We start from the raw sequence: 12,293 nt of genomic DNA, 5'->3' as shown, positions 1-12,293 counted from the left end.
CCCCGCCACCTCGTACCCCACGCCATCATCGCCCTGCCCCACTTCCCCCTCACCCGCAACGGCAAGATCGACCGCAACGCACTCCCCGCACCGGATCCCACCACCGTCCGCTCCGCGCCGCCCGGCGACGCCGTGCAGCGGCAGCTCGCGGGGATCTGGGCGACGGTGCTGGGCACCCCCGTGGCGGGCATCGGAGTCCGCGACGACTTCTTCGCCGTCGGCGGGCACTCCCTGCTGGCCACCCAGGTCACCGCGCAGGCCGGCGCCGCGTTCGAGGTCGACCTGCCGGTCGCGGCGCTGTTCCGGGACCCGACGATCGCGGGGCTGGCCGACGAGCTGCGCCGCGTCGAGCGCCGGCCCGGCTGGGTGGACACCGTGGCCGGCCTGCGCGAGGCCGTCGCCGCGCTCACCGAGGACCAGGCCCGACGAGCGCTGGCCGCCGCCACCCGGCCCGGCCCGCCGTACGACGAGACAGGAGCGCCCCGATGAGCGGCCCGTCGCCCGACCCGGTCGCCACGCTGCTGCGACCGCCCCCCGGCTGGCCGGTGGAGGAGCACCGGCAGCTGCTGGTACGGCTGCTGCGCGAGCGGCTGGACACCACGCCGACCGGTCCCGCCACCGTGGCCCAGCGGCAGCTCTGGTTCCTGCAACAGCTGGAGCCGACCAGCACGGCGTACCACATCCTGACCGTGGTGCGGATGACCGGCGAGCTGGACCTGCCGGCACTGCGCGGCGCGCTCGCCGCCGTCACGGACCGGCACGACCTGCTCCGGGCCACCTTCGCGATGGTCGACGACGAGGTGGTCGTGCGGATCGGTCCCTGCGCGCCGGTGCCGGTGCCGGTCGTCGACCTCGGTACGACGGACGCCGCGACCCGGGAGCAACAGGTCCGGCAGGAGCTGGCGAGGGCCCACGACGAGCTGTTCGACCTGGCCGACGGCCCGCTGCTGCGGGCGGTGCTGATCCGTTGCGGGGCCGACGAGCACCTGCTCGCCGTCACCGTGCACCACATCGTCTTCGACGGCGGGTCCCGCCCGGTCTTCTGGAACCACCTCGCCTCGGCGTACGACGCGCTGCGGGCGGGGAGGACGCCGGACCTTGATCCGCCGGTGCCCGACGACGAGGACGACGAGGACGACTTCGCCGACGACCCGGAGGACCCGGACGCGGCACTGGCCTACTGGCGCGAGCGGCTGGCCGGCCTGCCCGACCTGGACCTGCCCGGCGTCCGCGACCGGGTGCCCGGGGCGTTGGCCGCCGGGCGGCGGCTGGACGTGCCGCTGGACCGCGGCGTGACGACCGCGCTCACCCGGCTGGGTCGGTCCCGGCGGGCCACCTCGTTCATGACGCTGCTGGCGGCGTACCTGGTGCTGCTGTCCGTGCGCACCGGCAGCAGCGACATCGCCGTGCTGTCGCCGACGACGGGCAGGACGAGCGAGGCGGACGAGAGCCGGATCGGATACTTCGTCAACACCGTGGTGCTGCGCGGCGACCTGGCGGGGAACCCGACCTTCGCCGAGGTGGTCGACCAGGTCCGGGAGCTGACCCTCGGGGCGTACGCCCACATGGCGGTGCCGTTCGAACGGATCGTGGACGAGGTGCGCCCGGCGCGGGTGCCGGGCCGGATGCCGTTCTCGCAGTTCGCGTTCAGCGTGGAGGGCCGACCCGCGCCCCCGCCCCGGCTCGCCGGCCTGAGCACCGCCTGGGTCGACGTCGACACCGGCACGGCGAAGTTCGACGTGCAGCTGGACGTCCTGACCGACGACTCGGGCGGGCTCGTGGCGGCCTGGACCTGGCGCGCCGGGCTGTTCGACCCGGCGGACATGGCCGCCGTCGCCGACGACTTCGTGGCGCTGCTGGACGCGGTCGTCGCCGACCCGCACGCCACCGTCGACACGCTGCCGGTGCGCCGGCCCGTGCCGGGCGTCCGGGCGGCGGCCCCGACGCCCGCGGTGCGTGCCCGGCCGGGCGGGACGGGCTCCGGCACGCTGGTACACCTCGGCGGGCCGACCGACCAACCGCCGCTGATCCTGCCGCACCCCGTCAGCGGCACGGTCGGCGCGTACGCCGAACTCGCCCGGCTGCTGCCCGCGTACCACCTGGTCGGCATCGAGTCGGCCGCCGACGCCACCGGCGACTCCATCGACGCGCTCGCCGAGGCGTACCTGGACGAGGTCGTCGCCCGCTGGCCGGCCGGCCCGTACCGGCTGTGCGGCTGGTCGATGGGGGGCCTGCTCGCGTACGAGATGGCCCGCCGGCTGGTGCGGGCCGGACGCTCCGTCGACCTGCTGGTGGTCCTGGACACCGCGCCCGGGCAGGCGCGCCCGGCCGGCGAGGGGACCGACGACGCCGCGACGGCGGCCCGGTTCGCCGCGGACCTCGCCGCGTCCCTCGGCCGGGACCACCCGGCACCGACGGCGGCGACGCTCGCCGCGCTGCCGGTCGAGGAGCAGACGATGCTGCTGCGCCGCTGGCTGGTGGACGCCGGGGTGACCCCGGTGGCGCTGCCGGTGCGCGAGGTGCGCCGCCGGGTGGAGACCTTCGCCCGGCACGTCACCGCCGTGGCCGGGTACCGGCCGGAGGGCGCGGAGCTGCCGCTGACCGTCGTGCAGGCCTCCGCGTCGCCGCGCTGGCAGCCGCGCTGGGAGCGCTACGTCGGTGCCCGGACCACCGTCCACGAGTACGAGGGCGACCACTACTCGCTGCTGCGCCGGCCCACGGTGCAACGGATCGCCGGTTGGCTGGCCCGGGCGCTGGACGACCGGTGAGCGGTGGCGGGCGGGTGCCTCCGGGCGGCCCTGCGGAGGGCGGGCGGCGTCAGGCGGTGGGGGCGCCGGCCGCGAGGGGCTGGTCCGGCGAGGTCAGCCCGGTCTCCAGGCACCGCCGGGTCTCCGCCAGCAGTTCGTCGGTGCGTCCGGCGCTGTAGGAGGAGGCAGCGGCGTAGAGCTTGATGCGTAGCTGCTCCTGGCCGTCGAGCTGGTCGAAGTAGCCGCCCAGACCGGCGGTGTCGTCCAGCGTCGAGGTGCTGTCCAGCTCGATCGCCCCGGCGGTGGCGCCGGGCCAGTCGATCGCCCGCAGCAGGGAGTAGTTGACCGAGACCGGGGCCAGCAGGTGCACCGGCACCCCGCGCCGCTTCAGCTCCACGACGACCCGCTCGAAGGGGACGGCCTGGTGGCCGAGCGACTCGGCGGCCTGGTGGGCGACCCGGCGGCTGAGGTCGGCGAAGCCGATCCCCGGCGGCACGTCGACCCGTAGGACCGCGGCCTGGCTCAGCTGGCCGACGACGCGCTCGCAGTCGAGGAACGACCGCATGTCCACGACGAACGCCACCCGGAACGACCGGGTGGCGGCTGCCCCGCCCAGCGCGCCCAGCAGGGCCGCGGTGTACGCGGCGAACGGGGAGACCCGCAGGCGACGCACGGCCGGCACGATCGAGCCGGAGGGGACGTGCGCCTGCGCGAGGTGGCCACCGGGGGCCGGTGCCGGCCCGTCCGGTGCCGCGTCGAACGGATCGGTCAGGTCGGCCCCGGTCTGCACCGGGCCGAGCCGGCCGAACGTGTCGAGCCACCAGTCGAGGTCCTCCTCCGCCTGTTCCTCGCCCAGCTCGAAGAGCCGGTCGAGGACGTCGTCGATCGGCTCGGCGGCGGCTGGCTGGCCCGTGCCGGCGCCCCGCTCCGCCCCGTAGAGGACGGCCAGGTCGTCGACCAGCAGGTCGAGGGAGTGGTGGTCGAGAAGCGCCATGTGCGCGCGCAGCAGCAGGTAGGAGCTGCCCGTGGCGGTCCGGGCCAGCGAGACGGCCCAGCACGGCCCGGCCCACAGGTCCACCGGCCGCCGCAGGGCGGCCTGGCACCAGCCGACGGCGGCCCGGTCGTCGGGCACCTCGACGACCTCCAGGTCGGCCCGATCGCGGCCCTCGCGCAGCACCACGTAGCCGTCGCGCTCGGCGAACGCCCGGCGCAGCAACGGATGTGCCTCGCCCAGCTGCCCGACGGCGCGCCGCAACGCCTCGACGTCGACGTCGCCGTCCAGGCGGTGGCACACCTGGGTCATCAGGGTCGCGGGACCGACCCGGCCGTCGAGACGGCACAGGTATTCCTGGTGTTCGCTCGTCTCGAAATAGTCCCGCACCCTGAATCCCCCGGAAGAACAGATGGCCCCGGCGGACCAAATATCAACTGATCTGCGAACTGACGAGATCGCCTACCGACGTTCCGGAAGACGCATTTCAGAGGGTCGTACCAGAATTGCCTCGGAGACCGCAGTCCCCTGTTTTCCAGCTGTCAGGCGAGCCGCCTCTTGCGGGGCCGAACCACGAGGTCGATGTCCACCAGAGTCGTTGCCGTGTAGCAGTGAGCACGCATCCTGACTCCCATCCGGAACCGCCGGGGTCCACTGTGGATAGACGTTAATGTCTCGATCCCGGCTCCGCAACCCGAAGTTCTTCCTGCGACAGGCGGCACCCGCGCGCACAATTACCGCCCGCCGCTTTCCGCTCGCGGGAAGTAATCGCGGCACGGGCGGGAGGCGGACCCGGCCGGGCGACGCCCGGCCGAGACCCTGACGTCTCCTACCGCGCCTCGCCCGCCATCGCCCGGCGCAGGCTCAGCGGGCGCATGTCCGTCCACACCGAGTCGATGTGCTCCAGGCACCGGGCGCGCGGCCCGACGAAGCCCTCCTCCCGCCAGCCCGCCGGGATCTCCCGCCCGTCCGGCCAGATCGAGTACTGCTCCTCGTCGTTGACCACGACCCGGCAGATGTCGGCCGTCTCCGTCTGCTCCACCGTCATCTTCTTCTCCTCACAGCTCGGACACCTCGGTCAGGGCCCGGTCGATCCCGGCGATCCCGGCGGTCAACTCCTCCGCCGTGATGGTCAACGGAGGGAACAGATGCAGCCGGTTGCCCGCCGCCAGCGGCCAGACGCCCTGCCGCTTGCACGCCGCCATAACGGCGGCCATCTCGGGCGCCAGCGTCCCCGGGGCCGCGTACGGCGCCAGCGGCTCGCGGGTCGCGCGGTCCCGGACCAGCTCGACGGCCCAGGCCAGGCCGACGCCGCGGACGTCGCCGACGATCGGGTGGCGCTCGGCCAGCTCGGCCAGCGCCGGGCCCACCACGTCGCGGCCGAGGGCGGCCGCCCGGTCGACCAGGTTCTCCTCCCGCAGCACCCGCAGCGCCGCCACGATGGAGGCGCAGGCCAGCGGGTGCCCGGAGTAGGTGAGCCCGCCGGGGTAGCGGCGGTGCGCGAAGTGGGCCGCCACCGCCCGGGACAGCAGCACCCCGCCCACCGGCACGTAGCCGGAGTTGACCCCCTTGGCGAAGGTCATCAGATCGGGCACCACGGCCCAGAGGTCGCCGGCGAACCACCGGCCGCACCGGCCGAAGCCGGTCATCACCTCGTCGGCGATCAGCAGGATGCCGTGCTCGTCGCAGAGCCGGCGGACGCCGGCCAGGTAGCCGTCCGGCGGCACCAGCACGCCGTTGCTGCCGACCACCGGCTCGACGAGGATCGCGGCGATCGTGTCCGGGCCCTCGTACCCGACGAGCCGGCGCAGGTGCTCCAGCGCCCGTTCGCCCTCCTGCGCGGCGTTCTCGGCGTGGAACTCGCTGCGGTACGGGTACGGGCCCGTGAAGTGCACGGCGCCACCGCTGGCCGTGTCCACCGGCCAGCGGCGGGGGTCACCGGTCAACGCCAGCGCCCCCGCCGTCGCCCCGTGGTAGGACCGGTAGGCGGCGAGCACCTTCGGCCGCCCCGTCACCACCCGCGCCATCCGCACCGCGTGCTCCACGGCCTCCGCGCCGCCGGTGGTGAACAGGACCGTCTCCAGGTCCCCCGGTGCCACCTCGACGATCGCCCGGGCCGCCTCGTCGCGGACGTCGACGGCGAACGACGGCGCGATCGTGCACATCCGTCCGGCCTGCTCGCGCAGCGCCGCCACCAGGGCCGGGTGCTGGTGGCCCAGGTGCAGGTTGCCCATCTGGGCGTGCAGGTCGAGCCACCGGTTGCCGTGCTCGTCCCAGAACCAGCTGCCCGCGCCGCCGGCCACGCGGACCGGATCGATCTCCTCCTGCGCGGACCAGGGATAGAAGACCGGCCCGGTCACGACGCCTGCCGTTCGCGGACCAGGTCGACCTGCTCGGCCAGCGTCGGCGCCGCGAACACGTCCTGCAGGGAGAGCCGGACCTGGTACGCCTTGCGGATCCGGCTGATCAGGCGGATCGCGAAGAGCGAGTCGCCGCCCAGGTCGAAGAAGTCGTCCCCGGGCTCGACGCCGTCGACCTTGAGCAGGGCGGCCCAGATCTGCCCGAGCTGGTCCAGCACCTCGGAGCGGCCGTCGTCGGCCGGCGGGCCGGACGGCGCGGCGGTCGGCTGCGCCGGGTCCGGGGCGGCCTCCGGCGGGGCGGTCGGCCGCCCGGAGGTGGCGGGCACCAGTTCCAGCCGTCCCGCCGTGGTCCACCGCACGGTGGCCCCGGTGTCCCGCATCCGTGCCCCCGGCGTCCCGGCGTACGGGTCGTCGACCTCGCCGACGCCGCTGACCCACAGCCGCCCCGGGGTGTTCACCGGCACGGGCCGCGCGCGGTCGTCGAGGACGTAGCAGCGGGCCACGGCCGGCAGGTCGTCCCGGCCGACCAGCGCGTCCGGCAGCCGCGCCGGGTTCCAGCCGTCGAGCACGGCCCGCAGCTCCCGGCGGGGCATCGCGGACAGCTCCCCCACCGGCCGCTCCTGGTCGGAGACGAGCTGGTCGAGCACGGTCAGCATCGAGTCGAGGATCCGCTGGACGGTGGCCCGGTCGAACAGGGCGAGGCGGAAGTCGAGGCTGCCCACCATCCGGTCCTCGCCGACCTGGTTCACGGCCAGCGCCAGGTCGTACTTCGCCGAGGTCCACTCCGGCGGTTCCAACCGCAGCGCCTCGACCGCGCCCAGCTTGAACCGGTCCGGCACCGCCCGGCCGTACCGGACGCAGACCTGCACCAGCGCGGAGACCGCCGGATCCCGGCGCGGGCGCAGCTCGCCGACCAGCGTGTCGAAGGGCACCCGGCGCAGCTCCAGCGCGGTCAGCACGCTGCCGCGTACGTCGTGCAGGAACTGGGCCACGGTGGCGTCCCGGTCCACCCGGATCCGCAGTGGCAGCAGGTTGACCAGGCAGCCGATCAGGTCGCGGGTCGACTCGTCGTCGCGTTGCAGGCTCGGCGTGCCGATCAGCAGGTCGTCGCCCGCGCCGTACGCGTTCAGGGTGCGGGCGAACGCGGCGGTGAGCAGGGTGAACGGGCTGGTCCGCGCGGCGGTGGCCGCCGCCACCAGCCGGGCGGCGAGGTCGTCGTCGACGGTGAAGCGCACCGACCCGCCCCGGTGGTCCAGGACCGGCGGCCGGGGCCGGTCCGTCGGCAGGGTGATCACCTGCGGGGCGCCGTCCAGGTAGCGCCGCCACCGGGCGAGATGGTCGGCCGCGCCCGGCCCGGCGAGTTCGGCCTGCTGGCGGCGGGCCACGTCCGCGTACCGGCACGGCACGTCCGGCAGCCGGAGCGGCTCCCCGAGCGCGTGCGAGGGGTAGAGCCGGGCCAGCTCCGCGAAGAAGATCTCCGCCGCCGTCGGGTCGGCGGCGACGTGGTGCACCACCAGCAGCAACGCCGTCCGGCCGGCGGGCAGCAGCACGGTCGCGACCCGGATCGGCCACTCCCGGGCGAGGTCCCACCGGCGGTCGCGGAATCCGGTCACCCGCTCGTCGCCCGCCCAGCCGTCGGCCGGCGCGTCGGTGAGGTCGAGCCGCGCGATGGTGAGCGGCGCCGCCGGGTGGATGCGCTGGACCGGTTCCTCGTCGACCTCGACGATGGTGGTCCGCAGCGCCTCGTGCCGCCGGACGATCTCGTCGACCGCCGCGTGCAGCGCGCCGGCGTCCACCGGCCCGGTCAGCTCGACCGCCGCGTCGAGGTGGTACGCCGCTCCGCTCGTGCCGGCCTGCTCGGCCAGCCAGATCGCCCGCTGCGCCACGGAGAGCGGGGCCGTCTCGTCGTCGGCGTCGCGCCGTTCGAGGGTCGTCGCGCGGGGCAGCTCCAGCGTCGTGGCGGCGTCGGCGTCGTGGCGCACCGTCAGCACCGGCGCGACGTCCCGGGGCACGGTCAGCGCGTTGTCCGCGTCCGCCCCGGTGACCGCCAGGCGGATCCGGTCGCCCGCCGCGAACCGGTACGCGATCGGGTGCAGCTCGATCTCCAGGCGGGAGTCGCCGGGAGCGCCGTCGACCTGGCCGCAGCCCTCGGTGACGTAGAGGGAGGTGCCGTCGGGGGCGACCGACTCCAGGTAGGCGAAGACGTCCGCCGGGCCGTCGGTGACCCGGGCGGTCAGGCGCAGCACCGGGGCGCCGACCAGCTCGACCGCCTCGGTCAGCGGGGCGGAGGTCCAGCACAGCGCCCGGGTGTCGTTGTCCGTGAGGTCCGGGCGCTGGAAGGGCGAGCCGTAGCCGCTGGCCCACCGGCTGGTCTTGCCGGACGTCGTGGCGTAGTCGACCTCGTACCGCCGGGCCTCGCCGGCCCGGGGCTCCGGTCCCAGCTCGCCGGCCGGGCCGAGGTGCCACGTGCCGGTCGTCGCCGGCTCCGGCGGCCAGGACCGGGCGGTACGCCACGCGTCGGCACCCAGCACGTGGTACCGGACGGCCGGGCCGTCCATGATCCCGGTGTCCCGGCCCCGCAGCCAGTGGTCGAACCAGCGCACGTGCTCGTCGGCCAGGTTGTAGCCGGCGCCGCCCAGCACCCCGCCGGTGTGCGGCCAGGGGCCGATGACCACCCGGTGCGGCACGGTCAGCCGGCGGGCCCACTCGGTCGCGTCGCGCGCCCAGACGTCGTGCCAGCCACCCAGGTGGTAGACGGCGACCCCGGAGGCGTTGATCGCCTCCAGCAGCGCCGACGGGCTGCGGGTCAGGTACGCCGCCTCGCCGGTGTCGGCCAGCCGCGACTCGCGCCCGGGCAGGCCGGCGAACATCGTCCGGACGTCCCGGTTCGCCACGTGCTGCTCGCGGGCGGCGGCCAGCAGGAGTCCGTCGGGGTCGTCGTCGAGGGGCGCGACGGGGCCACGCAGGTCGAGTTCGCGCACGTCCTCGCCCCAGGCGCGGGCGAAGTCGTCCCGGAACACCCCGCCGTCCCAGGCGAAGCGGTGCAGGTCGAACAGCGCCATCTGCGGGAAGATCGCCGCCAGGTGCGGCGGGGCGGTGCTCGCCGCCAGGTACTGCGAGACCCCGAGGTAGGAGCGGCCGAACATGCCCACCCGGCCGTCGCACCAGGGCTGGGCGGCGATCCACTCGGTGACGTCGTACGTGTCGGTCGCCTCGGCCGTGGAGAACGGGCCGTCGCTGGTGCCGAACGACGCGCCGCTGCCCCGGCTGTCCACCACCACCACGACGTAGCCGCGGGCCAGCAGGCGCTGCGCGACCGGGAAGGCCCGCAGCGTCACCTCCCCGGGGGCCACCTCGGCCACGCCGAGGTCGTCGATGTCGGTGAGGTCGACGTCCGCCAGTTCGGCGCGTACCACCGCCAGGAAGTCGTCGCGCCCGGGGCGCGGCGACACCTGGTGGTAGCGGTCGTGGGCCCAGACGGCGGGCGCGGGGTCACGCTGGCCGACCGGCCGGAAGACGTACGCCGCCAGCCGGGTCCCGTCGCGGGTGGCCACGTACTGCGAACGGCAGGTCCAGGTGCGGCTCATGCCAGGTCGGCCCGTCCGTAGAGTTCCCGCGCCGGCACCCCGACGTCGGCGCAGCGCTGGAAGAACTCCGCCATCTGCTTGAGCTGGTACGACTCGTCGGTGTAGTTCGTCGCCATGACGAACACCAGCCACGGCTCGCGGCCCATCGCGTACACGTACGCCTGCCGGGCCCGCAGCCGCCGCACGATGCCCATCGCCTCGACGGCGTCGGAGCCGTTGAGCTTGCGGCTGCGGCTCATCTTCTGATCGATGCGGCGCGAGAAGAGCGGACCGTACATCCAGGACAGCGGGGCGCCGTCGCACTCCATGCCGAGGAACGCCATGTCGACGTCGCCGATCATGTCGTGGATGTGGCCGAACAGGGCCGGGTCGACGCAGCGGTTGTCCGCGCCGAAGTAGAGGTTCTTCCCGCCGGTACGCACCGAGTAGGTGACCTTCGCGGCGATGTCGAGATCGCAGTGCTCGCCGACGAACGGGCACACCACGATCTGCCCGTCGGGCAGCTCGATGGTCTCGCCCGGTTCCACGTCGACCACGTTGGGGAAGCCGAGCGCCTCCAGGCACAGCCGCAGCGACGGGTCCTGCAACGCCCCGGCGGCGGTCTTCGGCACCACCACCGTGCCGATGCGGTGCCGCAGCTTCAGCAGGCTGGCCAGTTCGAGGTGGTCCTGGTGCCCGTGCGTGATCAGCACGTAGTCGATGACGTCGGGCAGGTCGGCGTAGGCGTACCGGTCGCCGTCACCGAGGGCGTCGGACAGGAACGGGTCGGTCATCACGGTGACCGGGCCGGACTGCACCACCACGCAGGCGTGCCCGAAGTAGCGCACCCGCAGCCCCGGGCCGTCCAGGTTGCGGTCCGGGCTCCCGCCCGGCTCGGCGGAGAACAACCCGCTGAAGGTCGCCAGGTCGGCGTCGGAGACGTCGAACGCCTCCCGCAGCTCGCCGAAGGGCCGGGCCGTGGTCATGGTGGAGAAGAGCAGGTCGATGCGGGGGTCCCGCAGCGGCATGGTGGCCTGCACGTGCCCGTTGCCGGGGAACCGCGGGGTGGTCATCGCGAAGGGCCGCTCGTCGCCGGTGGCCAGCGACAGGTCCACCGAGTGGGCGGTCTCGTCGAAGTGCCGCGAGCGGTAGAGCATCCGCTCGGCGAGCCGGATCCGGGCGTGGTCGTTGAGGTCGTAGACCAGCTCGACGTAGCCGCGCAGGGCCGGCGGGATCTCGCCGTAGCGGGGCGTCAGGTCGAACCCGTCGGCGAGCTTCTCCAGGTTGACCGTCAGCTCGTCCATGGCTGCCGACAGCTCCGGCATGGGCCCGTCGGCGAGCCGGGCCGCCAGGTCGGACACCCCGTCGAGCTGGTCGTCCTCGAGGTCGACGAACATGCCGCCGCGCAGCTTCGGGTCGCGCGCCGAGCGGCGGTGCAGCGCCGGCGCGTCGAGGAACGAGCGCAGCAGCGGCACGTGCAGCTTGGCGAAGTTCATCGCCGCCGGCACCGGCGACACCAGGTTCAGCCAGGCGTAGTACCGGTGGATGAGCGGTTCCAGCGCCAGGTTGGGCCGGGCGTGCACCAGGTCGTGGCTGGCGAAGGGCTGGTTCATCGCGCTCCCTCGGTGGAGTCCGTACGCAGTCGGTCCCGGACGGTCCGGACGACCTGTGCGAGGTGGTGGAAGTCTTCGTCGTCGGTGGGGGTGTCCAGCACGAAGGTGCGTACGCCGGCCCGGATCATGGCCAGCAGCCGCTCGACGGCGCCGGCGTGGTCGGCCACCAGGTACGGCCCGTCCGCCTGGCCGGAGCGGAACGGCGCGAGCCGGTACGCCGGGTCGACGGTGACGGCGCCGTGGCCGGCCTCCGCCTCGGCGAAGAGCCGCTGCTTCCAGACGGAGTCGGTGTTGGCCATGGTGACCGCGGTGATCTTCGCGCCGTCCGGGTCCTCCGGGAAACGGGCCTCGGCGACCCGCTCGGTCTCCTCCGCCGTCGCCCGGGTCAGCAGCCCGAAGTTCAGCGCGCCCGGCGCCCCGTCGGCGTCGGGCCGGGCCGCCGTGAGCATCTGGATGCTGGTGGCGCCCACCCGCTCGGCCACCTGCCGGGCCGCCGGGGACTGCCCCGCGACGTACAGCCGGGGCAGCAGGTGCGCGGGAAGACCGGGGGTGAGCTGCAACCGGGACACCTGGTAGAACCGCCCGTCGAAGCTGAACGGGCGGCGGCTGCCCAGCACCCCCATCATGATCTCGACATACTCGGCGAGGCGCGCGTACCGGTCGTCGTGGTCCAGCCGGTCGCCGAGCGCGTCCAGGTCGCTCACGGCGGTGCCGGTGATCAGGTTGAGGTCGATCCGCCGCTGGTAGAGCAGGCCGAGCGAGGCGACCATCCGGGCCGCGGTGAACGGGTGCTGGTAGACGGGGTTCACCGCGACCAGCGGGCTGAGCCGGGTGGTGCCGGCCGCCGCGGCGGTCGCCAGGACCCAGGGGTCGAGCACCGCGCCGCTGCCGGTGAAGATGAGCACCCCGTCGAGGTCCGCCGCGTCGGTGCGGCGGATGACGGACATCGCCGTGTCCGCGTACGCGGTCAGGTCCCGGACCCGGGGCACCACGGTGATGAAGCTGACGTCGGGCAC

Annotated in this window: 8 protein-coding genes; 2 read left to right on the top strand and 6 right to left on the bottom strand. The window is 74.5% G+C overall.

Features of this window, described 5'->3' with window-relative positions; genetic code table 11:
• Together EV374_RS26485 and EV374_RS26480 are read left to right on the top strand one after the other, a co-directional pair.
• A partial coding sequence (locus tag EV374_RS26485; RefSeq protein ID WP_486485978.1) for a phosphopantetheine-binding protein occupies positions 1-489 on the top strand: 489 nt, incomplete at its 5' end.
• On the top strand, positions 486-2,768 hold the full coding sequence (locus EV374_RS26480; RefSeq protein WP_132239873.1) for a condensation domain-containing protein: 2,283 nt from the start codon (positions 486-488) through the stop codon (positions 2,766-2,768). The genes EV374_RS26485 and EV374_RS26480, both read left to right, overlap by 4 nt.
• Before the next feature lie 49 nt (positions 2,769-2,817).
• On the opposite strand, the gene EV374_RS26475 is transcribed toward EV374_RS26480, so the two are convergent.
• The 6 genes from EV374_RS26475 to EV374_RS26450 all read right to left on the bottom strand — a co-directional run bounded on the left by EV374_RS26475 (position 2,818) and on the right by EV374_RS26450 (position 12,293).
• Entirely contained in the window at positions 2,818-4,128 is a 1,311-nt protein-coding gene (locus EV374_RS26475) for a condensation domain-containing protein (protein WP_132239872.1), read from the bottom strand.
• 439 nt (positions 4,129-4,567) lie between these two features.
• Positions 4,568-4,780, bottom strand: a complete 213-nt coding sequence (locus tag EV374_RS26470; RefSeq protein WP_393145799.1) for an MbtH family protein — start codon at positions 4,778-4,780, stop codon at positions 4,568-4,570.
• A 16-nt stretch (positions 4,781-4,796) separates the two neighbouring features.
• Positions 4,797-6,098, bottom strand: a complete 1,302-nt coding sequence (locus EV374_RS26465) for an aspartate aminotransferase family protein (RefSeq protein WP_132239870.1) — start codon at positions 6,096-6,098, stop codon at positions 4,797-4,799.
• Positions 6,095-9,685 (bottom strand): CocE/NonD family hydrolase, encoded by a 3,591-nt coding sequence (locus EV374_RS26460; protein ID WP_132239869.1) that lies wholly within the window; start codon positions 9,683-9,685, stop codon positions 6,095-6,097. The genes EV374_RS26465 and EV374_RS26460 overlap by 4 nt, the downstream gene beginning before the upstream one ends.
• The gene (locus EV374_RS26455; protein WP_132239868.1) at positions 9,682-11,277 is read right to left on the bottom strand and encodes an MBL fold metallo-hydrolase; all 1,596 of its coding nucleotides are present in this window, start codon (positions 11,275-11,277) and stop codon (positions 9,682-9,684) included. The genes EV374_RS26460 and EV374_RS26455 overlap by 4 nt, the downstream gene beginning before the upstream one ends.
• Positions 11,274-12,293, bottom strand: a complete 1,020-nt coding sequence (locus EV374_RS26450; RefSeq protein WP_132239867.1) for an LLM class flavin-dependent oxidoreductase — start codon at positions 12,291-12,293, stop codon at positions 11,274-11,276. The genes EV374_RS26455 and EV374_RS26450 overlap by 4 nt, the downstream gene beginning before the upstream one ends.

This window comes from Micromonospora sp. CNZ303 (genome assembly GCF_004345505.1).
Note: the sequence above shows the minus strand (reverse complement) of the source record. Positions and strands in the feature narration are given on the sequence as shown.

Coding starts and splice junctions, on each gene's coding strand:
- EV374_RS26480 (WP_132239873.1), top strand. CDS start 486: ATGAGCGGCCCGTCGCCCGACCCGGTCGCCACGCTGCTGCGACCGCCC.
- EV374_RS26460 (WP_132239869.1), bottom strand. CDS start 9,685: ATGAGCCGCACCTGGACCTGCCGTTCGCAGTACGTGGCCACCCGCGAC.
- EV374_RS26455 (WP_132239868.1), bottom strand. CDS start 11,277: ATGAACCAGCCCTTCGCCAGCCACGACCTGGTGCACGCCCGGCCCAAC.